This window comes from Caballeronia sp. INDeC2 (genome assembly GCF_023631325.1).
Classification (GTDB): Bacteria; Pseudomonadota; Gammaproteobacteria; order Burkholderiales; family Burkholderiaceae; genus Caballeronia.
Genome location: NZ_JALQDG010000031.1, coordinates 59,627 through 81,782, shown reverse-complemented (window position 1 = coordinate 81,782; position 22,156 = coordinate 59,627). Strand labels below are relative to the sequence as shown.

Annotated in this window: 24 protein-coding genes; 17 read left to right on the top strand and 7 right to left on the bottom strand. The window is 62.5% G+C overall.

Annotated features, from left to right (window positions below):
* Positions 1 to 51: 51 nt before the first annotated feature.
* Positions 52 to 1,083 carry a beta-ribofuranosylaminobenzene 5'-phosphate synthase family protein gene (locus tag NCS28_RS20640; protein WP_250515628.1) on the bottom strand — a complete coding sequence of 344 codons (1,032 nt, stop codon included), beginning with the start codon at positions 1,081 to 1,083 and terminating at the stop codon, positions 52 to 54.
* A gap of 806 nt (positions 1,084 to 1,889) precedes the next feature.
* Entirely contained in the window at positions 1,890 to 2,273 is a 384-nt protein-coding gene (locus NCS28_RS20635) for a 4a-hydroxytetrahydrobiopterin dehydratase (RefSeq protein WP_250515627.1), read from the bottom strand.
* 334 nt (positions 2,274 to 2,607) lie between these two features.
* On the opposite strand from NCS28_RS20635, the gene NCS28_RS20630 reads away from it, so the two are divergent.
* The 9 genes from NCS28_RS20630 to NCS28_RS20590 all read left to right on the top strand — a co-directional run bounded on the left by NCS28_RS20630 (position 2,608) and on the right by NCS28_RS20590 (position 10,935).
* The gene (locus tag NCS28_RS20630; RefSeq protein ID WP_250515626.1) at positions 2,608 to 4,416 is read left to right on the top strand and encodes a methanol/ethanol family PQQ-dependent dehydrogenase; all 1,809 of its coding nucleotides are present in this window, start codon (positions 2,608 to 2,610) and stop codon (positions 4,414 to 4,416) included.
* A gap of 105 nt (positions 4,417 to 4,521) precedes the next feature.
* Entirely contained in the window at positions 4,522 to 4,941 is a 420-nt protein-coding gene (locus tag NCS28_RS20625) for a c-type cytochrome (RefSeq protein ID WP_250515625.1), read from the top strand.
* A 44-nt stretch (positions 4,942 to 4,985) separates the two neighbouring features.
* Positions 4,986 to 5,897, top strand: coding sequence for a substrate-binding domain-containing protein (locus NCS28_RS20620; RefSeq protein WP_250515624.1), 912 nt, complete (start codon positions 4,986 to 4,988; stop codon positions 5,895 to 5,897).
* On the top strand, positions 5,894 to 6,640 hold the full coding sequence (locus tag NCS28_RS20615; protein WP_502801223.1) for a hypothetical protein: 747 nt from the start codon (positions 5,894 to 5,896) through the stop codon (positions 6,638 to 6,640). Before NCS28_RS20620 ends, NCS28_RS20615 begins: the two co-directional genes overlap by 4 nt.
* Positions 6,641 to 6,856: 216 nt before the next feature.
* Positions 6,857 to 7,831 carry a LysR family transcriptional regulator gene (locus tag NCS28_RS20610; RefSeq protein WP_250515623.1) on the top strand — a complete coding sequence of 325 codons (975 nt, stop codon included), beginning with the start codon at positions 6,857 to 6,859 and terminating at the stop codon, positions 7,829 to 7,831.
* A gap of 83 nt (positions 7,832 to 7,914) precedes the next feature.
* Positions 7,915 to 8,760: a quinoprotein relay system zinc metallohydrolase 2 gene (locus NCS28_RS20605; protein WP_250515622.1), complete on the top strand. Its 846-nt coding sequence runs from the start codon at positions 7,915 to 7,917 to the stop codon at positions 8,758 to 8,760.
* 20 nt (positions 8,761 to 8,780) lie between these two features.
* The gene (locus NCS28_RS20600; protein WP_250515621.1) at positions 8,781 to 9,647 is read left to right on the top strand and encodes a quinoprotein dehydrogenase-associated SoxYZ-like carrier; all 867 of its coding nucleotides are present in this window, start codon (positions 8,781 to 8,783) and stop codon (positions 9,645 to 9,647) included.
* Positions 9,644 to 10,576, top strand: a complete 933-nt coding sequence (locus tag NCS28_RS20595) for an MBL fold metallo-hydrolase (protein WP_250515620.1) — start codon at positions 9,644 to 9,646, stop codon at positions 10,574 to 10,576. Before NCS28_RS20600 ends, NCS28_RS20595 begins: the two co-directional genes overlap by 4 nt.
* 50 nt (positions 10,577 to 10,626) lie before the next feature.
* Positions 10,627 to 10,935 (top strand): EthD family reductase, encoded by a 309-nt coding sequence (locus NCS28_RS20590; RefSeq protein WP_250515619.1) that lies wholly within the window; start codon positions 10,627 to 10,629, stop codon positions 10,933 to 10,935.
* Positions 10,936 to 10,992: 57 nt separating this feature from the next.
* Here NCS28_RS20590 and NCS28_RS20585 read toward each other — a convergent pair whose 3' ends face one another.
* Both NCS28_RS20585 and NCS28_RS20580 read right to left on the bottom strand, forming a co-directional pair.
* Positions 10,993 to 11,736: a Pr6Pr family membrane protein gene (locus NCS28_RS20585; protein WP_250515618.1), complete on the bottom strand. Its 744-nt coding sequence runs from the start codon at positions 11,734 to 11,736 to the stop codon at positions 10,993 to 10,995.
* A gap of 142 nt (positions 11,737 to 11,878) precedes the next feature.
* Entirely contained in the window at positions 11,879 to 13,267 is a 1,389-nt protein-coding gene (locus NCS28_RS20580; RefSeq protein ID WP_250515617.1) for a dihydrolipoyl dehydrogenase, read from the bottom strand.
* Between the two features lie 227 nt (positions 13,268 to 13,494).
* Here NCS28_RS20580 and phnC point away from each other — a divergent pair, with 227 nt between their 5' ends.
* From phnC to phnE, 3 genes are all read left to right on the top strand, one after another.
* Positions 13,495 to 14,331: a phosphonate ABC transporter ATP-binding protein gene (phnC, locus tag NCS28_RS20575; protein WP_250515616.1), complete on the top strand. Its 837-nt coding sequence runs from the start codon at positions 13,495 to 13,497 to the stop codon at positions 14,329 to 14,331.
* Positions 14,332 to 14,364: 33 nt separating this feature from the next.
* Entirely contained in the window at positions 14,365 to 15,336 is a 972-nt protein-coding gene (phnD, locus tag NCS28_RS20570; protein WP_250515615.1) for a phosphonate ABC transporter substrate-binding protein, read from the top strand.
* Between the two features lie 83 nt (positions 15,337 to 15,419).
* Entirely contained in the window at positions 15,420 to 16,154 is a 735-nt protein-coding gene (phnE, locus tag NCS28_RS20565) for a phosphonate ABC transporter, permease protein PhnE (protein ID WP_250515793.1), read from the top strand.
* Between the two features lie 10 nt (positions 16,155 to 16,164).
* Here the strand turns inward: phnE and phnN are convergent, their stop codons facing one another.
* From phnN to phnF, 3 genes are read right to left on the bottom strand one after another with little or no spacing between them, the layout of a single operon-like run.
* Positions 16,165 to 16,725, bottom strand: a complete 561-nt coding sequence (gene phnN / locus NCS28_RS20560; RefSeq protein WP_250515614.1) for a phosphonate metabolism protein/1,5-bisphosphokinase (PRPP-forming) PhnN — start codon at positions 16,723 to 16,725, stop codon at positions 16,165 to 16,167.
* Positions 16,722 to 17,414, bottom strand: coding sequence for a DUF1045 domain-containing protein (locus NCS28_RS20555; RefSeq protein WP_250515613.1), 693 nt, complete (start codon positions 17,412 to 17,414; stop codon positions 16,722 to 16,724). The genes phnN and NCS28_RS20555 overlap by 4 nt, the downstream gene beginning before the upstream one ends.
* The gene (gene phnF, locus NCS28_RS20550; RefSeq protein WP_250515612.1) at positions 17,411 to 18,169 is read right to left on the bottom strand and encodes a phosphonate metabolism transcriptional regulator PhnF; all 759 of its coding nucleotides are present in this window, start codon (positions 18,167 to 18,169) and stop codon (positions 17,411 to 17,413) included. Before phnF ends, NCS28_RS20555 begins: the two co-directional genes overlap by 4 nt.
* 162 nt (positions 18,170 to 18,331) lie before the next feature.
* Here phnF and phnG point away from each other — a divergent pair, with 162 nt between their 5' ends.
* From phnG to phnK, 5 genes are read left to right on the top strand one after another with little or no spacing between them, the layout of a single operon-like run.
* Complete coding sequence (phnG, locus tag NCS28_RS20545; RefSeq protein ID WP_250515611.1) at positions 18,332 to 18,814, top strand: phosphonate C-P lyase system protein PhnG; 483 nt, start codon at positions 18,332 to 18,334, stop codon at positions 18,812 to 18,814.
* The gene (phnH, locus tag NCS28_RS20540; protein ID WP_250515610.1) at positions 18,811 to 19,434 is read left to right on the top strand and encodes a phosphonate C-P lyase system protein PhnH; all 624 of its coding nucleotides are present in this window, start codon (positions 18,811 to 18,813) and stop codon (positions 19,432 to 19,434) included. Before phnG ends, phnH begins: the two co-directional genes overlap by 4 nt.
* Positions 19,434 to 20,534 (top strand): carbon-phosphorus lyase complex subunit, encoded by a 1,101-nt coding sequence (locus tag NCS28_RS20535; RefSeq protein ID WP_250515609.1) that lies wholly within the window; start codon positions 19,434 to 19,436, stop codon positions 20,532 to 20,534. Before phnH ends, NCS28_RS20535 begins: the two co-directional genes overlap by 1 nt.
* Positions 20,531 to 21,385 (top strand): alpha-D-ribose 1-methylphosphonate 5-phosphate C-P-lyase PhnJ, encoded by an 855-nt coding sequence (locus tag NCS28_RS20530; protein ID WP_250515608.1) that lies wholly within the window; start codon positions 20,531 to 20,533, stop codon positions 21,383 to 21,385. Before NCS28_RS20535 ends, NCS28_RS20530 begins: the two co-directional genes overlap by 4 nt.
* Positions 21,382 to 22,152 (top strand): phosphonate C-P lyase system protein PhnK, encoded by a 771-nt coding sequence (gene phnK / locus NCS28_RS20525; protein ID WP_250515607.1) that lies wholly within the window; start codon positions 21,382 to 21,384, stop codon positions 22,150 to 22,152. The genes NCS28_RS20530 and phnK overlap by 4 nt, the downstream gene beginning before the upstream one ends.
* Positions 22,153 to 22,156 lie beyond the last annotated feature (4 nt).

The following is a 22,156-nucleotide window of genomic DNA, read 5'->3' as shown; positions in this document are numbered from 1 at the left end:
GGACTCGTTGGGCGTTGATGTCGATTGAATCGGTCGATGCGCGCTGCGTGCTCAGGCCGCGTTCGCGCCGTGATGACGATGATCGGCCGCGCGCCACGTCGCGCCGCGATTGCGTCCCGCGGCGACGGTGAACGTGAGCGGCACGCCCGGCGAGCCGCGTCGCGCCGCCGCGAGCGCGCGTTCGGCGTCCTGCGCGCTCGCGACGAACGCGAAGCCGACCGGACCCCACGACGTCTGGCCGATGCCCGCCTTCGTCTCGGCGGCGACGGCTTCGAGCGCCCGCGCGACGGCGGGACTGGCGAACACGCCGCCTTGCACGGGCGCGAAGTATTCGCCGATGGTCTGCTGCAGGTCGCAGATGGCGTCGGCGTAGGTGTCGAAATCGCTTTCGGCGACGGCGGGAAGAATGCGCATCAGTACGAGATGTGAGAGATGCGCAGCGAGCGTCGCGGGGAAGGGCGCGAGCGATGCGAGGCCGCGTTTTTCTTCGTCGCCGTGCAGGCCTTCGCGCGAGGTGTCGTCGATGAGCAGCACCCGCCATGCTTCCGGGAACGGCTGACGCGCGATGAGCGGGGGAAGTGTCGTGGTGGAGGCGTTGCGTCCGCCGTCGACGATCAGCCCGCCGTGATCGAAGCCGTGTATGCCTATGCCGGAACGCGCGCCGCGCGCGAGGATTCTTGCGATGTCGGCGGTGGTGGCCGCGTGGCCGCGCACGCGGGCGAATGCGGTTCCTAGCGCGAGCGCCAGTTGGGTGCCCGAGCCCAGGCCCGTGTGAGGGCGCGGTGTTTCGTGTATTTCGATGTCGATCGTCGGGCCGTTGCCGAAGGCCGCTTCGAGTTGCGCAAGATAATGTTCGATGCGTTCGCGCTGGGCGTCGGTTGCGGCGCCTTCGATCATCGCGTTGCGTTGCGATGTCTGTGCGTGCCGCGCGGTGATACGCGTGCCGTGAACGTCGATGGCAAGTCCCGCACTGCCGAAGACGCGGCCCAGCGAACCGTTCGGATCGATGAAGCCGAGATGCAAGCGCGATGGGGATTCCACTGTGATCGCCGCGGGCGATATGCGTCGGGAGGTGGTCGGCATCGGTGTGGGCTTCCTCTTAAGCGCGGTTTTTTTTTGCGGCCTTTTGGATAGGCAAATCCTGTACCAGGAGGGTTTGGGTTTTTTTTCGCCTGATCCCGTATTCATTTTGGTTTATTAGCGTTGCCCCTGTGCGGGGCGGCAGTCACTTTCTTTGCTGCTGCAAAGAAAGCAGCTTGTTAAGCCCGCGGTCACACGCAGTTTGGCCACGCGTGCCAGCCGATCGTGGGCTGCCTAAGTGTCGCCCTCATAGGCCCAACCGGGCTTGGCTCGCGCACGGTCTGACAAGCTAGTACTCGTAAGAAGCTGGTTCAGCACCAAATAGCACCGGCACAGCGCTACGCGCTGCCGCCGGGTCTACCAGGGAAACCAACCTATCGCACATGCAGCGAAATGGAAGCGCCCACAAGGAAGGACCGACGGACCGATTGACCCAACGGCCGCGAAGCGGGCCGGAGCCATTTGGTGCTGAACCGCTCGGCCATGCGACGCGAGGCGACAGACCGTGCGCGATCCAAGCCCGGTTAAACCTTTGAGGGCGACACTTAGGCAGCCCACGGTCACTTGGCAAGCATGGCCAAACTGCGTGTGACCGCGGGCCTATCGAGCTGCTTTCTTTGGTTACTTTCTTTGCAGCAGCAAAGAAAGTGACTGCCGCCCCGCATAGGGGCAGTGCTAATAGACCACAAACAAAACGGGATCCGGCGAAAGCCGTTCTTCGCAGCAGCAAAGAAAGCGACTGCCGCCCCGCAAAGGGGCAGTGCTAATAGACCAACACCAAAACGGGTCCCGCCGAAAGCAAAAAAGCCCTACGAAGCCTCGTCATACTTGATATAGCGAAACCGCTGATCATCGGAAGGCGTCCCATCAAGAGGCCCATCTTCCTTCCCCGGCTGCCACTGGATAACTTCTTCGATTTTAGAAGCCAGAGCAAAGTCCTTATCCGTAATGCCTTTAGCCGAATGCGTCTTGAGCTTGACGACGACAAAAGCATAAGAAACGGTGAGATCCGGATGATGCCACGCCGCTTCCGCGAGATGCCCCACGGTATTGACGACCATGAGCGTCCCTTTCCAGCTTTCGGTTTTGAACTTGCGCCGAAGCCACCCATCTTCCACATACCAATGCTTGAGCGCGCCCGTCAAACGCTGCTTGATTTCATCGTCTGAATAAACCTTCTCGGCTTGTGCCATGGCAAAAAGGCTCCCTAAAAGAAGAACCCTAGTATGCGCCGATAAAAACATGCTGCATCGCGTCATGTCACATGATCTTTTTCGCGTATTTGACACAGTATGTGTCGCCACCCGACAAGAACCTGTCCGCTCACGACACCTTCCCCCGCCCAATTCCCGTTTTAAAGCATTGCAGTTAAACCGGCATGGAATATGCAATTGGCCTCTCTACGCAAGAGTCCGGCTATGTACCGGACCCCAAGCGAAGCTCGTTACCTGCATTTGAAGGCGCGCACGATGCAACCTGGTAGCGTGGTCATCCCTGGGTCGGAGGCATCACCATTCTGGAGGAGACATGAACTTACGCACCCTGGTTCTTGGACTGGCGGTGGTCGCGACGGCTGGCCTGAATTCATATGTGGCCCAGGCCGACTCGCAACTGGACAGCCTGATCAAGAATCCCTCGAACTGGGCGGCGCAAGCGGGCGATTACTCGAATCACCGCTATAGCACGCTCAAGCAAATCAACGAAAACAACGTCGGCAAGCTACAGGTTGCCTGGACCATGTCGACCGGTGTGCTGCGCGGCCATGAAGGTTCGCCGCTCGTCATTGGCGACACGATGTACATCCACTCGCCATTTCCCAACAAGGTTATCGCCATCAACCTGAAGGATCAGACCTTCATCTGGCAATACCAGCCGAAACAGGACAATCAGGTCATCTCGGTGATGTGCTGCGATACGGTCAACCGTGGCCTTGCATATGGCGACGGCAAGATCTTCCTCCAGCAAGCCGATACGAAGCTCGTCGCGCTCGACGCAAAAACCGGCGACGTCGTCTGGACCGCGCAGAACGGCGACCCGAAGAAGGGCGAAACCAACACCAACGCGCCGCACGTGTTCGGCGACAAGGTGCTGACCGGCATCTCCGGCGGCGAGTTCGGCGTGCGCGGACGGATCATCGCGTACAACATCAAGGACGGCAAGGAAGTCTGGAAGGCCTACAGCACCGGTCCCGACAACGAAATGCTGATGGACCCGCAAGCCACGATGACTTGGACCGACGGCAAGATGGCGCCTGTCGGTGCGGACTCGTCGCTCAAGAGCTGGCAGGGCGATCAGTGGAAGTACGGCGGCGGCACCACATGGGGATGGTACGCATGGGATCCGAAGCTCAATCTTGTGTACTACGGCTCGGGCAATCCGGGCACGTGGAATCCGACGCAACGTCCGGGCGACAACAAGTGGTCGATGACGATCTTCGCGCGCGATCTCAACACCGGCAAAGCGAAGTGGGTCTATCAGATGACGCCTCACGACGAGTGGGACTATGACGGCGTCAACGAGATGATCCTCTCCGATCTGAACATCGGCGGCAAGAAGGTGCCCGCGATCGTTCACTTCGACCGCAACGGCTTCGGCTATACGCTCAACCGCGAATCGGGCGAACTGCTCGTCGCGCAGAAGTACGACCCGGCGGTGAACTGGGCCGACAGCGTCGATCTGAAGAGCGGTCTGCCGATCCGCAACGCGAGCTATTCGACGCAGAAGGCCGGTCCCGATCACAACGTCAAAAACATCTGCCCCGCGGCGCTCGGCTCGAAGGACCAGCAACCGGCCGCATTCGATCCGAACTCCAGCTTGTTCCTCGTGCCGACGAATCACGTCTGCATGGACTACGAGCCGTTCCAGGTCGATTACGTGTCGGGTCAGCCGTTCGTCGGTGCAACGCTCTCGATGTATCCGGGCCCGAACGAGAACGGCGCGATGGGCAACTTCATCGCGTGGGATGCGGCCAAGGGCAAGATCGTGTGGTCCAAGCCGGAGAAGTTCTCGGTATGGTCCGGCGCGCTCGCGACCGCAGGCGGCGTCGTGTTCTACGGCACGCTCGAAGGCTATATCAAGGCAGTGCGCATCAAGGACGGCAAGGAGCTGTGGAAGTTCAAGACGCCGTCCGGTGTGATCGGCAACGTGTTCACGTACCAGTACCAGGGCAAGCAGTATGTCGGCGTGTACTCGGGTATCGGCGGCTGGGCCGGCATCGGCATGGCGGCGGGTCTCGAGAAGTCGACGGAAGGTCTGGGCGCGGTCGGCGGCTATAAGGACCTCGCGAAGTACACGGCGCTCGGCGGCACGTTGTTCATCTTCGCGATCCCGGGTTGATGCGCTTCGGTTCGCACTTCTGTTGATCGCGGCAATGCGCGGCGGCCTCAATGGCCGCCGCGTCGAAATACCCCATATACAAGACATGCTCAAGGAGTCAGACGTATGAAAGGCCGCTTACTCTTGCTGCTGATGATGACGCTCGGTGCGTCGTCCGCTTCGCTTGCCCAGACGCCTTCGGGCACGGGACAGATGAAGCCGGTCGCGTACAAGGTCGTCGATGGCAACAAGGTCGACAGCGACACGCTGCAAGGCTGGAAGACCTGGCGCGCGCTGGCGTGCGAACGGTGTCACGGCGCGAAGCAGGAAGGGATGGTCGGCCCGTCGCTGATCGATGCTTTCAAGACGCTGGACAAGAACGAGTTCCATCGCACGGTATTCGGCGGCCGCGTGGACAAGGGCATGCCCGATTTCAGTTCCAGTCAGATGATGCAGAAGAACTGGGAGAACCTCTTCGCCTATCTGAAGGGACGCTCCGACGGCAAGATCAACCCGGGCGACCTGCAGGCAATCGATGCAAAATAAGGACGTTGCATCACCGATGATTGCTCTATTTCCCGGAGGTGTCGATGTCTGATCGTAATGCAAGCCGCGCCGCTTCGTTCCGATTCATCGCTGCGCTATGCGCGGCATTCGCGACGTTCTCGGCGCAACAGGCGTTCGCACAAGGCGCGGGCGGCCCGCCCCCCGACCTGCCGAACAACGATGGCGTGGACGGCGTGCTGCGCGTATGTGCCGATCCCAACAACATGCCGCTCTCGAACAAGAAGGGTGAGGGTTACGAGAACAAGATCGCGAGTCAGATGGCGAGCGATTTCGGCTACAAGCTCGAATACACATACTGGCCGCAGCGCATGGGCTTCGTGCGCAATACATTGCGCGAGAAAGTGCCGCAGACCGAGCGCTTCAAATGCGATCTGATCATCGGCGTGCCGAAGGGCTACGAGCTCACCGCGACCACGCGTCCGTATCTGCATTCCACTTACGCGATGGTGTTTCCGAACAAGCCCGAATACGCGAGCATCAAATCGCCGTCGGACCTGATGAATCTGCCGCCCGAGCAGTTGAAGAAGATGAAGCTCGGCATCTTCGTGAAGAGCCCCGCGACAGACTGGCTGCTCAGCCATGATCTGATCAGTCAGGCGGTGTCGTATCAGGGGCAAAGCGGCGATCCCGAAGCGTTTCCGGGCGAGATGATCGAACGCGATCTGGCGCAAGGCAACGTCGATGCGGCTTTCGTATGGGGGCCGATCGCGGGCTACTTCGCGAATCGCTCCGATAACAAGGTGCGCCTCGTGCCGTTCCCCGCGGGTCAGTCGATCCGTTTCGATTACGAAATCTCGATGGGCGTGCGATACGGCGAAAAGGCGTGGCGCGACAAGGTCGATAACTGGATCGCGGCGAATCAGCCGAAGATCGATCAGATACTGTCGAGCTATCAGGTTCCATTGCTGCCGTTGCAGCCGGTAAGCGCGCAATGAAGCGAACTTACGCGGGTTCGCTTCGCGCATGGGCCGTTGCTTGCGCTGCGTTGACGATGTCGGTCGGTGCGATGGCGGCGGATGCTCCGGCTTCGGCGCCGGCCGCCGATATCAAGCCGGCCGAGCAGTTGCTCTTCATGCAGCCGCATATGAACGGTGTCGAGCCGCAGACCGAACTCGATTACGCGGTGGATTATTCCGGGCCGCCGTCGAGGGTGAAGGATACGCTGCGCGTGCTCGTCGTGAGTCCGGGTAACAGCAAGAACGATGCGCATGTGTCGGATCGTACCGGCGATGTCAATGTGCCGGGCGGGCTGCCGTGCAATCCGGCGATCATCTATTTTCTGGAGCATGACATCGGGGAGATGGAGCAACTGACGGGCGGTCAGCGGCGCTATTTTCAGCAGCGCGTGCGGATGGCGCTTGCGGCGGGGCCGGCGATTACCCCGGTGTCGAGCGAATCGCTCGGGCTCGGCAAGCATGAGAAGGCTCGGCAGATCGTCATTCAGCCGTATTTGAACGATCCTAATGCGGAGCGTTTTGCCAAGTACACAGGTAAGCGTTATACGTTCGTCATGGCCGATGACGTGCCCGGGCGGTTGCTCTTGATTCGCACCGAAGTGCCGGGGGAAGGGAATGATTTTGCCCATCCTATGCAGAAGGAGACGATTGCTTATCAGGGGACGGTGAAGAATATGGGGCAGCCGGGGAAAGCGGCGAATGCGCCGCGGGCTAGTCGGTGAGGTCTTGTTTTTTTTGGATTTGTCGCCGGGCCCCGTTTTGTTTTTGGTTTATTGGCGATGCCCCTGTGCGGGGCGCAGTCACTTTCGTTGCTGCTGTGTATAGACACGCTAGCCGAAGAAAGTAACCCCCGCCCCGAGGAGGGCAGGGCAAATAGACCGATACCAATTCAGGATTCCATAGAACCACAAGCGAACCCCATTCCCCCAACCCCCACTGTGAATTTCATCCGTTCCCTAACCTTGCGCCAGCTACAAATCTTCGTGATAGCGAGCCGCTGTCCGAGCTTCGCCCGCGCAGCGGAGGAACTGCACCTGACGCAACCGGCGGTATCGATGCAAATCCGCCAATTGGAAGAGGCCATCGGTCTGCCGTTGTTCGAACGCGTCGCTCGCCGTCTCGCCCTGACGGAAGCAGGCGAACGACTCTCGCATCACGCAACCCGCATACTCGGCGAAATAAAAGACGCCGAAGACGCGATGATGTCCCTCACGCAAGCCGACAGCGGCTCGATCGCGGTAAGCATCGTCAGCTCGGCGACATACTTCGCCCCCAAGCTCCTTGCGCTCTACAGGCAGCAGTATCCGAAAGTCGACGTGCATTTCTCCGTCGGCAATCGCGAAACGCTTCTGCGTTTGCTGCAAGACAATGCGACCGACCTCGCCATCATGGGCCGGCCGCCGCCCGAACTCGGCACGACGGCCGAGCCGCTTGCCTATCATCCGCATGTGATCGTCGCGCCGCTTTCGCATCCGTTGTGTCATGCAAAGGCCTTCGATTTGCAGGAACTCGCGAACGATACGTTCCTCCTGCGCGAGCCAGGCTCGGGCACGCGCGCGGTCGTCGAGCATGTGTTCCGGCAAAACCTTTTCGTGCCCGCGCACAGCGTCACGCTCGGCAGCAACGAGACCATCAAGCAGGCCGTAATGGCAGGAATGGGCGTGAGTCTCATCTCGCTGCACACGTTGTCGCTCGAATTACGCACCGGTGAAATCGCCGTGCTCGATGTGAACGGCACGCCCGTCGAACGGACCTGGCAACTCGTGCATTCACGTTCGAAACAACTCTCGCCTACGTGTCTCGCGTTTCGCCGCTTCCTCCTCGAAAACGCCGAGCCGTTTCTCGAGCGCGAATATGCGCAGTTCGGGCTGCGCAGACCCAGACGCCTCGCCGAAGCGGACAGCGTCCGATGAGCTTCGCATCCGCATCACGTCATGCCGTGTTCGTCATACTATTTGCATGCGCAACTATCGCGTGTGGCGAGACCGCGCTCTCAATGCAGCGGATCGCGCCGGGCAATTACGCGCATCGCGGTCACGACGATGTCGCCACGCCAGAAAATGGCGGCGATATCGCGAACGTGGGCTTCATTGTGGGAACACGCTGCGTCGCGGTGATCGATACAGGCGGCACGCTCGCCGAAGGCCGCGCGCTGCGCGCGGCGATACGCGCGGTCACGCCGCTGCCGGTCTGCTATGTCATCAACACGCACATGCATCCGGATCACATCTTCGGCAATGCGGCATTCAAGGGCGATCATCCGCAGTTCGTCGGCAGCGCGGCGCTCGCGCAAGCCGAAGCATCGCGTGCGGACAACTACATGCGCGCGCTGAATCGCGAACTCGGCAGCGCGGCGGCGGGCAGCGAGATCGTCGCGCCGACGAAGACGATCGACGGCGTGGGCACGTTCGACATCGGCGGACGCACGCTTACGCTGCGCACATGGAAAACCGCGCATACCAACAACGATTTGACGGTATACGATGAGAAGAGCGGCACGTTGTGGACGGGCGATCTTTTATTCGTTCGCTGCATTCCCGTGATCGATGGCAGCGTGACCGGCTGGCTCGACGACATCGCCCGCATTCGGCAGATGAATCCGCGTCATGTCGTGCCGGGACACGGTCCGCTCGATCCGCCGTGGCCGCAATCGCTCGATGCCGAGGAACGCTATCTCGCCGATCTGGCGCGCGATGTGCGTGCGGCCATCAAGAACGGCGAAACGATCCGGCAGGCCGTCGATAGCATCGGCATCGACGGGAAGGACAAGTGGCTCCTCGTCGACATCTATCACCGTCGCAATGTGACGGCCGCTTATGCGGAGCTCGAGTGGGAGCAGTAGTGCAGCATTGGAGGGACATCATGAAGACGACATGGTCCGGCGCGCGCGCGATGACGATCGCGAGTCTCGCCGCAGCGGTCCTCGCGCCGTATGCCGCGCAAGCGGCGCAGCCGGACGACGATCCCGACAAGGTGGCGCGCTGGCTCGACTTCAAGGAAGGCACGTTCAAGGGCCGCGCGATCGACCCGCATGGCGATGCGGTCATCAAGCTCGATGCGCCCGCGCGCGCAGCGGACGCCGCTGTCGTGCCGATCGCGGTCAACGCGCAATTCCCGCAGACGCCCACGCATTACATCAAAACGCTCTATCTTTTCATCGACGAGAATCCCGAGCCGTATGCAGGCTCGTTCGAGTTCACGCCGGAGAGCGGACTCGCGACGATCGAGACGCGCGTGCGCGTGGAGGACTACACGTTCATGCGCGTGATTGCCGAGACGAACGACGGCAAGCTCTATAGCGCGGTTCGCTTCGTGAAGGCATCGGGCGGCTGCTCCGCGCCCGCCGACAAGGACGACGACGCCGCCGAACGCGCCGCGGGACAAGTGAAGATTCAGGCCGAAGGGCAGGCCGTCGCGGGCAAGCCCGAGCTCGTGCAACTGATGGTGCGCCATCCGAACCGCACCGGCATGGCGATGAACCAGATCACGCGCAACTATGCTTCGGCGTATTTCGTTCGCAAGGTGTCGGTCACGTATGCCGATAAACCCGTGATGACCGCGAACGTCAATTTTTCGATTAGCGAGAACCCGAATTTCCGCTTCTATTTCGTGGCGGGCGGGAACGGCGAATTGAAGGCGCATATCGAGGATACGAAGAACAAGCAGTGGGACGGCGCCGTGGCGGTCAGCGCGCAACCGGGCGGCGCGCAAACATCGGCGATGAAATGACGGCGCGCCGATGGCGGGCGTTCGTCTGCACGCTGCTCTTCGCGCTGAGCACGTTCGCGCACGCGGCGATGAGCGGCATGCCCGCGCCCGTCGCGATCGCGCCAGGCGTGTACGCGTTCATCGGCGATAACGATGCGGTCGCACCCGCGAATCGCGGCATCGTGGCGAACAATGGCTTCATAGTCGGAACGGATGGCGTGACGGTGATCGACACGGGGCCGTCGTATCGCTATGGCCGCGCGATGATCGAAGCCATCCGCAAGGTCACGCCGCTGCCTGTGAAGCTCGTCATCATCACGCATCAGGCGCCCGAGTTCGTGTTCGGCGCGGCCGCGTTTCGTGACGACGACGTGCCGATCCTCGCGCACGCGCGCGCCGCGCAACTGATTCGCGAGCGCTGCTCGATCTGCCTCGCGAATCTGCGCAAGACGCTCGGCGAAGATGAAATGGCCGGCTCACGCGTGACGGTGCCCGAGAAAACGGTGAACGGCACGACGGAAATCGAGAGCGGCGGGCGCAAGCTGCAACTGCTGCACTTCGGGCCCGCGAGCACGCCCGGCGATCTGGCGGTGCTCGATACGCAAACCGGCGTGCTCTTCGCGGGCGGGCTCGTCTCGAACGGACGCATCCCCGAATTGCGCAACGAGCAGATTCCCGGCTGGCTCGGCGCATTGGAGAACTTGCACGCGCTCGATTTGAAGATGATCGTCCCCGGTTTCGGTGCGCCCTTGCGCGGCGACGACATCATGCGCACGGGCGATTATCTTCGCGAGCTGGATGCATCGGTGAAGCAGGCTTACAAGAACGGCGTCGGCCTCACCGAGGCGATGCATACCGTGCAAGTCCCCGCGTTCAGGAACGACAAGCTCTATGCGATCGCGCAGCCGCAGAACGTGCAGCGCATCTATCTTCAACTCGAAAAGCCCTAACGCGTAGCCGCACGCTTCCTTCACGCCGTACAACACCAGGAGACACGACGATGGCCCAGCTCGTAGCGCTATACAAGAATCCGTCCGACCCGAAGGCATTCGACGAATACTATGCTTCGACCCATGCGCCGCTCGCGAAGACGTTGCCGGGCTTGCGGCGCTATGAGATCAGCACGGGGCCGGTCGTGTCCGCATCGGGCGAGTCGCCGTATCACCTCGTCGCGTTGCTGCAGTTCAATTCGCTCGAAGCGATACAGAGCGCGCTCGGCTCGCCCGAAGGCCAGAAGACCGCCGGCGATCTCGCCAACTTCGCGCAGGCCGGCGTCGAGCTATTGATGTTCGATTCGAAAGAAGCCTGACACCGCTTGCACCTTGGGGACGCATCGGCATTCGGGCAGTGACAGGCGCGTGCAAACCTAATCGATCCGGCCGGAAGACGAGTCGACGGATTCGGTCTCCGGATCCGCCACGCTCAGATCTTCGCGCCGATGATTGATCGCGAGAAATACGCTCATCAACACGAGAAACGCGACCACGAGCATCGCGGCATTGATGAGCACGCGCTCATAGCCTAGCTCCGAGACGTCGATGAACGGATAGGGATAGAAATCGGAAAGTCTCCCACGCCATAACGTGATGCAAAGATAAGACAGCGGATAGACGAGCCACAGCGCACATCGTCGCAATGAGAGATGAAAGCGCGGCACGAACAGGAACCAGTACAAGGCCGCGAGCGCGGGCACGATCGTATGCAGCGATTCGTTGACGAGCGCGCGATAACCCGATGGTGTCCATAGATATCGCAGCAACGCGTTATAGGCGATGCCGACGAACACGATATATACGACGACCGCCGTCACCACCGTCGGCTTGCGAAAGAATCGCGCGATTGGGAATTGTGCGCGCGTCGCCACGCATGTGAAGCAGAGCGCGGTCAGCAGCACCGTCAGATTCGTCAGATAGCTGCTCATGCGAGCGATGCCGTCGAACACGGTAAGGCCGCGATGCACGACGCGCGCGATGGTGATATCCGTCTGCGCGGCGAACGCGAGCCACGCGATCATCGCGATGGCTGCCGCGACCGCGAGCGATGCGGTGCTCGGCGTGTGAAGCGGCAACTCGGGTTCTTGCTGAGGGGGTGGGGAAAGTGCATTCGGCATGACGCCATTTTACGTGTGTGGCGACCGTGGCCGGTAATGCCGGAGTGCTTGCGCTGGATACGGCCGCGTGTGTTCGAAAACGCTTCACACGTGCACGCGAGAAAAGCTGCGCGGCTTCGACGCTTACCTCCACCTCAAACGTTCAACCAAGCTTCCCCACCGCATCCCGCAACGCCGTCCGCAGCCCTTCCTCGACCACCGGATGATAAAACGGCATCCGCAACATCTCATCGACCGTGAGGCTCATCTGCAAAGCCCACGCAAGCAGATGCGCGATATGCTCCGCATCCGGCCCGATCCATTCCGCCCCGACAAAGCGCCGGCTCGCGCGATCGACATACACGTGCATCAGCCCGCGATTCCTCAGCATCACCCGGCTGCGCCCCTGATCCTCGAAGCTCACTTCGCCCGTCACGAAAGCGCCTTGCGTCAGATCCACATACCGCGCACCGACCATCGCGATACCCGGGTCCGTGAACGCAATCGCGATCGGCGCGCGACGCTCGACCGCAACGACATGCGGATAACGCGCCGCATTCGTCCCCGCCGCACGGCCTTCATCGGCGGCTTCGTGAAGCAGGGGCAGCACGCCGTTCGCATCGCCCGCGATGAACACCGGATGCGCGCCCGCCTGCAAGGTCAGCGCGTCATACACAGGCAAGCCGTTTTCATCGAGCGTAAGGGACGTATTTTGCAAACCAAGCCCGCCGACATTCGGCTTGCGTCCCGCGGCCACGAGCACGTAATCGAACGTATCCTCGATCAACTCGCCCGCACCTGAAACATAACGCAGCCGCACTTCGTCGCCCTCGCGCGAGGCCGCTTCGACTGACGCACGCGGCTCGAAATGAAACGCATCGCCGAACAAGTGTTCGGCATAAGCACGTACATCCGGATCGCTCAGAGGCCCGACGCGTCCGCGCGCCCCCAGCACCGACACACGCACGCCGAGCCGCGCCAACGCCTGACCGAGTTCCAGCCCGATAACCCCCGCGCCGATAACCGCGACGCGCTTCGGCAAGTCGTCCCACGCGAACACATCGTCGTTGATGACCGCGCGATCGCCGAGCGCGCGATACATCGCGGGCATGACGGGGCTCGATCCCGTCGCGATCACAACGCTCTTCGCACGCACCCTCGTGTGCTCGCCCACTTGCAGCAAGCTGTCGTCGATGAAACGCGCGTAGCCGGTGAGCTTGTCCGCGTCGGGCATCGCGTCGACGCCCGCGACGACGAAGCTCACGAAGCGATCTCGCTCACGCTTCACACGCGCCATGACCTCGCGTCCGTCGATGCGCACCGCGCCGTCGATATGCACGCCGAATGCATCCGCGTGGCTCGCGTGATACGCGGCATCGGCCGCCGCGATGAGCAGCTTCGAAGGCATACAGCCGACGCGCGCACACGTCGTTCCGTGCGCGCCGCCTTCGATGAGAACCGCCGAAGCGCCCGCCGCCTTCGCCGCGCGATACGCGGAAAGTCCCGCGCTGCCCGCGCCGATGATGGCGACATCCGTATGGATCGTGTTCATGATGAACTCCCGAATGGTTGTTGCGTTTGCAATCATCATGGCGCGCGGCACGCGAAACGTGAATGCTCGTTCGGATCGATTTCCCGCTCGATCGTCTCAGACGACGGCCGGCCTAAGTCATGTATTCATCTAGACGTCTCATGCGCGTCACTGTCTCGTCATGTTCGCTTCCTAGAATCTCCCGAACGTTTCAGCGCGCCGTTTAAGCGCGCCCATCGAGGGAAGCTATGGACGCAATTCGCATCGAGCGTCTCACCAAGACGTTCAGGAATGGCCGCAAGGCGCTCGACTCCGTCGATCTGCGCGTGGAAGAGGGCGAGATGGTCGCGCTCATCGGTGCATCGGGATCGGGCAAGTCGACGCTCCTGCGCCACATCGCCGGCTTCACGGCATCCGACCCCGCGCCGTCGCACGTCACGCTGCTCGGCCGGCCGATCCAGCAGAACGGCAAGATCGTGCGCGAAGTGCGTTCGATCCGCCGCGACGTCGCCTTCGTATTTCAGCAGTTCAATCTCGTCGGACGCCTTTCGGTGATGACCAACGTGCTGATCGGCGCGTTGTCGCGCGTGTCGCTGTGGCGGCGCCTCGCGGGCCGCTTTCCGCGCGGCGAGCGTTCGCTTGCGATGGAATCGCTCACCGCGATGGGCATCGGAGAGCACGCGTTCGAACGCGCGAGCAATCTCTCCGGCGGTCAGCAGCAACGCGCGGCACTGGCACGCGCACTCGTGCAGCGCGCGCGCATCGTGCTCGCCGACGAGCCGATCGCATCGCTCGATCCCGAATCCGCGCGCCGCGTCATGGAGTTGATGCACAAGCTCAACCGCGAGCACAAGCTGACGGTCGTCGTGTCGCTGCATCAGGTCGATATCGCGATGAAGTATTGCCCGCGCACGATCGCGTTGCGCGATGGCCGCGTCGTGTTCGACGGCGCGAGCGAGCGCCTCACGCCCGCCGTGCTGCGCGAGCTGTACGGCTCGTCGGCGGAAGAACTGCTCACGCATCACAGCGCGAAAATCGCAAACACGCAAGCTTCGCCGGCATTCGCATCGGCCGCGAGCATTTGAATTTCGAACCCGACATCAACCCTGGATCGCATCATGAAAACAGCCCGTTTCTTCCTGGCTGGCGCCGCGCTCGCGTCTTGCCTTCTGACGCAGAACGTTCTTGCCGAGACGATCAACTTCGGCATCATCTCGACGGATTCGTCCGCCGCGCTCAAGCAGCGCTGGCAGCCGCTCATCGACGATCTGAACAAGCAGACCGGTCTCGATGTGAAGGCTTATTTCGCGACCGACTATGCGGGCATCATCGAAGCAATGCGCTTCAACAAGGTGCAGATGGGCTTCTTCGGCAATGCGTCGGCAATCGAAGCGGTCGATCGTTCGAACGGCGAAGTCTTCGCGAAGGTTAAGTACAAGAACGGCGAAGCGGGCTATTACTCGCTGCTCATCACGAACGCGAACAGCAAGTGGAAGTCGCTCGATCAGGTGCTGAAGAACACGAAGGACATCAATCTCGGCTTCGGTGATCCGAACTCGACTTCGGGCACGCTCGTGCCTTCGTACTATCTCTTCGCGAAGAACGGCATCAATGCAAAACGCGCGTTCAAGAGCGTGCTGCCGTCGAGTCACGAGGCGAACATGCTCGCGGTCGTGAACGACAAGATCGACGTCGCGACCAATAACACCGACATGCTCGACACCATCAAGACGCAGCATCCGGAGCTGTATCCGAAAGTGCGCGTGCTGTGGAAGTCGCCGCTGATTCCGTCGGACCCGCTCGTGTGGCGCCGCGATCTGCCGCAAGCGACGAAGGATAAGCTGCGCAATTTCTTCGATCACTACGCTGAAAAAGATCCGCGCGAGCAGGCCGTGATGGCGTCGATCTCGGGTTACTCAGGCTTCGCGGATTCGTCGAACGCCCAACTCGTGCCCATTCGTCAGATGGCGCTCTTTCAGAAGAAGGAGCAAGTACAGAACGATGCGCATCTCGACGCCGACGACAAGAAGGCGCAGATCGCAGCGCTCGATCAAAAGATCGCCGCGCTCGACAGCACGGCGGCAAAGTAATGAAGCCGCTCGACGTAACCACGTTCGAGGCCGGCGTCGTCCGGCCCGTGAAGGCGAGCGCGCCCAAGCGCAGCTGGACGTCGATGTTCGGCTGGATCGCCGTCATCGCCGTGCTCGGGTTGTCGTGGAAGAGCGCGGACATGCGCCCGCTCGATCTGCTCGGCGCATCGGGCAACATGAGCCAGTTCGCGCGCGACTTCTTTCCGCCCGACTTCAGCGAATGGCGCACGTATGCGCATGAAATGATCGTGACGCTCGCGGTCGCGGTGTGGGGCACGGCGCTCGCGCTGATATGCGCGGTGCCGTGCGGCTTGCTCTCGGCGCAGAACATCGCGCCGGTGTGGATCTCGCAACCGGTGCGTCGCCTGATGGACGCATGCCGCGCGATCAACGAAATGGTCTTTGCGATGTTGTTCATCGTCGCGGTCGGGCTTGGACCATTCGCAGGCGTCCTTGCGCTGTGGGTGCATACGACAGGCGTGCTCGCCAAGCTCTTCGCCGAAGCGGTCGAGGCCGTCGATTCGAGGCCCGCGGAAGGCGTGCGCGCGACCGGCGCGAGCAGTCTCGATGAAATCGTCTACGGCGTGCTGCCGCAAGTGTTGCCGCTGTGGATTTCGTTCGCGCTGTATCGGTTCGAGTCGAACGTGCGCTCCGCGATGGTCGTCGGCATGGTGGGCGCGGGCGGGATCGGCGTCGTGCTGTACGAGGCGATTCGCTCGTTCAACTATGCGCAGACGTCGGCGGTGATGCTGATCGTCATCGTGATCGTGTCGTTGATCGATCTCGCGTCGGGCTGGGTGCGCGAGCGCGTGATCTGAGTCATCCGAGTCAGATGCCGCCCGCCGACGCGAGCACGTCGAGCAATTGCGTGCCCGCGTCGGCGAGCATGCCGGAGTTGTCGATCTTCACGACGTTCGCGTGCGACGGCAATTCGAACGCGGGGCGGCGCGCAAGACGCGCTTCTATCTGCCGCGCATCCTCGCGTCCGCGACGCGCGAGACGCGCGGCCAGAACCGAGGGTGCTGCATCGATATGCACGAAGCGCGCGTCGGGATAACGCTCGAGCGCGACTCCCGCATGTTGCCGCGAGCCGTTCACGACGACGGACACGCCACGCGCGAGCCACGCATCCAGCTCGATGCCGATGCCATAGCGCAGCCCGAGACTTTCCCAATGCATCGCGAAGAGGCCATATGAAAGCCTCGATGTGAACTCGTCATGCGTCAGCGCGATATGGTTCTCGCCGTCCGCCACCGCGCGCGTGATGTAGCGATGCGCGAACATCACCTGCGCGCCGATGCGTTCGCGCGCGAAGCCGAGCAGCGAGTCCTTGCCCGCGCCCGATGGTCCCATCACGTAGATCAGTTTCGTGCCATCGACTTCGGTCATGCCACATCCTGTGCGTTGTTGAACGGCAGGCGCTGCCATAGCGTGAAGGGCGCGCCCGGCTCAGGTTCGATGAAAAGCGCCGCGCCATGCATTGGCAAGGGCCCGAGCATGTCGATGCGCCGCATCCATTGCGATACGATCGACGCGCGCGCGTTCGCGTCGTCGAGCGAATCGGAAAGGGTCATGTGAAAGCGATATTCGTCGAACACATACGGATACCCCCACGTTCGCAGAAGCTCGATCTGCCGCGCGCTCATGCCTTCCCCGATACGACGTTCGATGCTTTCCTGCGAAGGCATCGCGCGCAGCGCTGAAAGGGCTTGCAGCGCGCTGGCGGCGAGCGTGCGAAGCGTCGCGTCGCCGCTGGCTTCGGCGGGCCGCAGCGCGACGAATCGGCCCATTTCGGCGGCCTTTACGCGCATCTCGAAGCGCGGCACGGCGCTGGCCCACGCGCGAGCACTCGCGAGCACGTCCGCGAGCTCGACGCCGGGCGCCATGTGAAAGGGCGCGACGAGCGTCGCGTGCCAGCCGTAACGACGCGGCGCGCGCGTCACGTCATGCGCGGCCGTCGCGGTCTCGCGTCCGCTTTCGGGATCTCGCCCGAGCCATTCGCAACCGTCGCGCCACCATGCGGACGATGCGGGCGGCGCGTAATAGAGCGCCACGCGCGGATGTGCGGCGGCGTTCATAGATCGTGCTCGACCATCAACTGCACGCGATCCGCCGCGAAATGCGTGATGCCGTATTTGATCGGCACGCCGTCCTCGTCGACATCGACGTTCTCGACCCACAGCACCGGCTGCTGACGATTGATCTGCAGGCGTCGCGCCACGTCCGACGAAGGCAGCACACTGCCGATACGGCTCCATTTGCGCGTGTAATCCTTCACGCCGAACGTCTCCAGCGCTGCGCTGACGCCGCCCGCCGCTTCGATGGCCGCCGGTAGGTCGCTGAAGCGCGCGGCCGGATACCAGTTGCGCGCGTAGGTCATCGGAATGCCGTCGGAATCGTGACGCGTCTCGATCTGATAGACGAGCGTGCCCGCGCGCACGCCGAGCGCCTTCGCGACGGCCGGATCGGCCTTCACGCGTTCCGAGCTCAGCACGACGCCCGCCGACGTGTGCTTCTGGCGGCGCAGGTTCTCGGTGAAACGCGTGCGGCGTCCGATCTGATAGTCGATCGCGCCCGGCTGCACGAACGTGCCGCGCCCCTGCTCGACGCTCACGAGGCCCGTCGCGGCGAGCCGCAGCATCGCGCGGCGCACCGTATGACGATTCACGTCGAAGCGCTTGGCGAGCTCGGCCTCGCTCGGCAGACGTCCTTCGTCGCCGAAGCTCTTCGCGGCGATCTCGGCGGCGAGGATCTGCTCGATCTGCCGCCAGACCGCGACCCCCGCGCCGCGCTCGACCGCATGTAGCGGCGCGGCATTTTCAGTGGATGTCATTGCGCTGTCATTCCTGTCGGTTTGAATATCGTTCTATCGGATTGTAGTGCGCAACTCGTGATGGAAATGTGAAAGCCTCACTACATGACCAAACGTCTAGACGACTAGATAAGACGACGAGTAGCATATGACGACCGAATCCTTTCGAACATAGGGAAAGCGATGAGCAATTCAATGGAGTCGCGGGACATTCGGGCGCGCCGCGAATGGATGGCGGTGCTGGCGCGCACGCCGCGCGACGCGCTGAAACAGGCGCTCGACGCGGCGCTCGAAGGCGCGAAGGCGCCCGATTACGAGTGGCTGCGCGCGCCGGATATCGGGCTTGCGATGGTGCGCGGGCGCATCGGCGGCACGGGCGATGCGTTCAATCTCGGCGAAACGACCGTCACGCGCGCCACGCTGCGTCTCATGCTGGACGACGGCAGTGCGCCGGTCGGCGTCGCCGTGCACATGGGCCGCGACAAGGAGCGCGCGACGCTCGCCGCGCTCGCCGACGCGCTTCTGCAGATGCCTCGCTATGCGGCCAAGTTGCAGACGCAACTGGTCGCACCGCTGGCCGCGCGTATCGCCGATGAACGGCGCCGCAAGCAAACCGAAGCGGCCGCGACCAAGGTCGAGTTCTTCACGATGGTGAGAGGCGAATGATGAGAATCGACATGACCCGGCTCGTGCCCGGCTTCAACGACACGGTGCACGACGCGCAGCGCGTGTTCCGCGCGTTGCTCGATGCGTTGTCGCGTCCGGGCAGCATCGTCGCGATCGACGCCGCGCTGCCGAACAATCACGCCATGCGCGATGCGCTCGCCGGACGCGTGCCGCTCGCGGCGTTTGCATCGCTGCTCGCGCTGACGGATTATTCGACGCCGGTTTTCATCGAACGTGAAGACGACGTACTCGGCGATGCGCTGCGCTTCCACGCGAGCGCAACCTTGACGCGCGATCGCCGCGAGGCAGCGTTTGCCTATATCGACGACGCGCGTGACATGCCTTCGCTCGATGCGTTCTCGCACGGCGATCCCGAATCGCCCGAGGATTCCGCGACCTTGTTCATCCGCGTGCCGTCGCTCACCGAAGGCGAGCCGCTCGCATGGCGCGGTCCGGGTATTGCGGACTCGCGCACGGTCGGCATTGCGGGCCTGTCGCGCGAGTTCTGGCGCGAGCGGGCGGCGCTCACGGCGCTCTTTCCTTGCGGCATCGATTGCTACTTCGTCGCGGGGGGCTCGCTCGTCGGCCTGCCGCGCACGACGCACGTGGAGGTGAACTGATGTACGTCGCGGTCAAGGGTGGCGAACGCGCCATCGAACGTTCATGGGACGTGCTCGCGAGGAAGCGTCGCGGCGATGTCGCCGTGCCCGAGCTTTCCGTCGCGCAGATTCGGGAGCAGATGCGTCTTGCCGTCGCGCGCGTGATGACAGAAGGCTCCATCTACGATGAAGACCTCGCCGCGCTCGCGATCAAGCAGGCGGCAGGCGATCTCGTCGAAGCGATCTTTCTGCTGCGCGCATATCGCACGACATTGCCGCGCTTCGGCTACACGCTGCCGATCGATACGGCAGCGATGTGCGTCGAGCGCCGCATCTCGGCGGCGTTCAAGGACATCCCCGGCGGCCAGATGCTTGGCGGCACCTACGATTACACGCAGCGCCTGCTCGATTTCACCTTGCTCGCGCAAGGCGAACGAGTCAGCGATGCGACTATCGCTGATAAGACGCTTGATGAGAGCGCGATGCCGCGCGTGCTGTCCATGCTCGACAAGGAAGGCCTCATCGAGCAGGAACGCGCGCACGTTGACGCGCCGCCACCGGGCGATCTGTCGCGCGAGCCGCTGTCGTTTCCCGCCGATCGTTCGACGCGTCTGCAAAATCTCGCGCGCGGCGACGAAGGCTTTCTGCTTGCAGTCGGCTATGCGACGCAGCGCGGCTATGCACACAGTCATCCGTTTGCGGGCGAGATTCGTCACGGTGAAGTGTCGGTGGAAATGGTCGTCGATGAACTGGGCTTCGCGGTCGATATCGGCGATATCGAAGTGACCGAGTGTCAGATGATCAACCAGTTCGCGGGCAGCGGCGACGTGCCGCCGACCTTCACGCAAGGCTATGGCCTCGCCTTCGGTCATTCGGAGCGCAAGGCGATGGCGATGGCGCTGGTGGACCGCGCATTGCGTGCCGAGGAACTGGGCGAGTCCGTCGGCTCGCCCACGCAGGATCCCGAGTTCGTGCTGTATCACAGCGATAACGTCGAAGCGTCCGGCTTCGTGCAGCACCTGAAATTGCCGCATTACGTCGATTTTCAGTCCGAGCTGGAATTGCTTCGCCGCCTGCGCGCGGCGCATGGCGCGGATGACAACAAGGAGAATGCGGCATGAACGCGATCACCGAAGGCTATAACTTTGCGTATCTCGACGAGCAGACCAAACGCATGATTCGTCGCGCGCTGCTCAAGGCAGTCGCGGTGCCGGGTTATCAGGTGCCGTTCGCGTCGCGCGAAATGCCGCTTCCGTATGGATGGGGCACGGGCGGCTTGCAGGTGACGTCGGCGATCATCGGCGAGAGCGATACGCTGAAGGTCATCGATCAAGGCTCCGACGAGACGACGAACGCGGTGAACATTCGCCGCTTCTTCGCGCGCACCGCGGGCGTGGCGACCACCACGCGCACCGCCGATGCGACCATCGTGCAGACGCGTCACCGCATTCCCGAGACGCCGTTGACGGACAAGCAGATCATCGTCTATCAGGTGCCGATGCCCGAGCCGCTGTTCCGTCTGGAGCCGCGCGTGACCGAGTGCCGCAAATTGCACGCGCTCGCGGACTACGGCCTCATCAACGTGAAATATTATGAGGATATCGTGCAGCACGGCAGCATTGCTACGACCTACGACTATCCGGTGCTGGTGAACGACCGCTATCTCACGTCGCCCTCGCCGATCCCGAAGTTCGACAATCCGAAGATGCACATGAACCCCGCATTGCAGCTCTTCGGCGCGGGCCGCGAACGGCGCATCTATGCGATTCCGCCTTATACGAAGGTAAAGAGCCTGGATTTCGAGGATCATCCTTTCAGCGTGCAGAAGTGGGAACACGCCTGCGCGCTGTGCGGTTCGCACGATAGCTTTCTCGACGAAATGATCGTCGACGATCAGGGCACGCGCATGTTCGTCTGCTCCGACAGCGATTACTGTCACAGCCGTCGCGACCATGAAGAGGTGGTGCGATGAATGCACTGCTGAAAGCGACGCGCCTGACGAAGCGCTACGACGGACGCGGCGGTTGTGTCGATATCGATCTCGAGGTTTATCCGGGCGAAGTGCTGTGCATCGTCGGCGAATCGGGCTCGGGCAAATCGACCTTGCTGAATGCGCTCGCGTTGCGCAGCGATATCGACGGCGGCGCGCTCATGTACACCACGCGCGAAGGCGAAGCGCTCGATCTGCTGACGCTTGCCGAAGCACGCAAGCGTCTTCTGTCGCGCACCGAATGGGGCTTCGTGCATCAGAACGCACGCGACGGCCTGCGCCGCAACGTATCGGCGGGCGCGAACATCGGCGAGCCGTTGATGGCGATCGGCGCGCGCCACTATGGCCGCCTGCGCGACACCGCCGCCGACTGGATGAGCCGCGTCGAACTGGATGCGGCGCGCATCGACGAATTGCCTTCCGCGTTTTCGGGCGGGATGCAACAGCGCTTGCAGATCGCGCGTAATCTGGTGACGGGTCCGCGCCTCGTGTTCATGGACGAGCCGACCGCCGGCCTCGATGTGTCCGTTCAGGCGCGTCTGCTCGATCTTCTGCGCACGTTGACGAGCAAGCTGCATCTGGCCGCGGTGATCGTCACGCACGACATCGGCGTCGCGCGGCTGCTCGCGCATCGGCTGATGGTGATGAAGGACGGACGCGTCGTCGAGAGCGGTCTCACGGACCAGGTGCTCGACGATCCGCAACATCCTTACACGCAGACGCTCGTTGCGTCCGTGCTGCCCGTTTGAGGTG

What these genes read in the sequence shown, in the direction of transcription:
- NCS28_RS20640 (WP_250515628.1), bottom strand. Translation starts at nt 1,083, where the DNA reads ATGCCGACCACCTCCCGACGCATATCGCCCGCGGCGATCACAGTGGAA.
- NCS28_RS20635 (WP_250515627.1), bottom strand. Translation starts at nt 2,273, where the DNA reads ATGGCACAAGCCGAGAAGGTTTATTCAGACGATGAAATCAAGCAGCGT.
- NCS28_RS20630 (WP_250515626.1), top strand. Translation starts at nt 2,608, where the DNA reads ATGAACTTACGCACCCTGGTTCTTGGACTGGCGGTGGTCGCGACGGCT.
- NCS28_RS20625 (WP_250515625.1), top strand. Translation starts at nt 4,522, where the DNA reads ATGAAAGGCCGCTTACTCTTGCTGCTGATGATGACGCTCGGTGCGTCG.
- NCS28_RS20620 (WP_250515624.1), top strand. Translation starts at nt 4,986, where the DNA reads ATGTCTGATCGTAATGCAAGCCGCGCCGCTTCGTTCCGATTCATCGCT.
- NCS28_RS20615 (WP_502801223.1), top strand. Translation starts at nt 5,894, where the DNA reads ATGAAGCGAACTTACGCGGGTTCGCTTCGCGCATGGGCCGTTGCTTGC.
- NCS28_RS20605 (WP_250515622.1), top strand. Translation starts at nt 7,915, where the DNA reads ATGCAGCGGATCGCGCCGGGCAATTACGCGCATCGCGGTCACGACGAT.
- NCS28_RS20600 (WP_250515621.1), top strand. Translation starts at nt 8,781, where the DNA reads ATGAAGACGACATGGTCCGGCGCGCGCGCGATGACGATCGCGAGTCTC.
- NCS28_RS20595 (WP_250515620.1), top strand. Translation starts at nt 9,644, where the DNA reads ATGACGGCGCGCCGATGGCGGGCGTTCGTCTGCACGCTGCTCTTCGCG.
- NCS28_RS20590 (WP_250515619.1), top strand. Translation starts at nt 10,627, where the DNA reads ATGGCCCAGCTCGTAGCGCTATACAAGAATCCGTCCGACCCGAAGGCA.
- NCS28_RS20585 (WP_250515618.1), bottom strand. Translation starts at nt 11,736, where the DNA reads ATGCCGAATGCACTTTCCCCACCCCCTCAGCAAGAACCCGAGTTGCCG.
- NCS28_RS20580 (WP_250515617.1), bottom strand. Translation starts at nt 13,267, where the DNA reads ATGAACACGATCCATACGGATGTCGCCATCATCGGCGCGGGCAGCGCG.
- phnC (WP_250515616.1), top strand. Translation starts at nt 13,495, where the DNA reads ATGGACGCAATTCGCATCGAGCGTCTCACCAAGACGTTCAGGAATGGC.
- phnD (WP_250515615.1), top strand. Translation starts at nt 14,365, where the DNA reads ATGAAAACAGCCCGTTTCTTCCTGGCTGGCGCCGCGCTCGCGTCTTGC.
- phnE (WP_250515793.1), top strand. Translation starts at nt 15,420, where the DNA reads ATGTTCGGCTGGATCGCCGTCATCGCCGTGCTCGGGTTGTCGTGGAAG.
- phnN (WP_250515614.1), bottom strand. Translation starts at nt 16,725, where the DNA reads ATGACCGAAGTCGATGGCACGAAACTGATCTACGTGATGGGACCATCG.
- NCS28_RS20555 (WP_250515613.1), bottom strand. Translation starts at nt 17,414, where the DNA reads ATGAACGCCGCCGCACATCCGCGCGTGGCGCTCTATTACGCGCCGCCC.
- phnF (WP_250515612.1), bottom strand. Translation starts at nt 18,169, where the DNA reads ATGACATCCACTGAAAATGCCGCGCCGCTACATGCGGTCGAGCGCGGC.
- phnG (WP_250515611.1), top strand. Translation starts at nt 18,332, where the DNA reads ATGAGCAATTCAATGGAGTCGCGGGACATTCGGGCGCGCCGCGAATGG.
- phnH (WP_250515610.1), top strand. Translation starts at nt 18,811, where the DNA reads ATGATGAGAATCGACATGACCCGGCTCGTGCCCGGCTTCAACGACACG.
- NCS28_RS20535 (WP_250515609.1), top strand. Translation starts at nt 19,434, where the DNA reads ATGTACGTCGCGGTCAAGGGTGGCGAACGCGCCATCGAACGTTCATGG.
- NCS28_RS20530 (WP_250515608.1), top strand. Translation starts at nt 20,531, where the DNA reads ATGAACGCGATCACCGAAGGCTATAACTTTGCGTATCTCGACGAGCAG.
- phnK (WP_250515607.1), top strand. Translation starts at nt 21,382, where the DNA reads ATGAATGCACTGCTGAAAGCGACGCGCCTGACGAAGCGCTACGACGGA.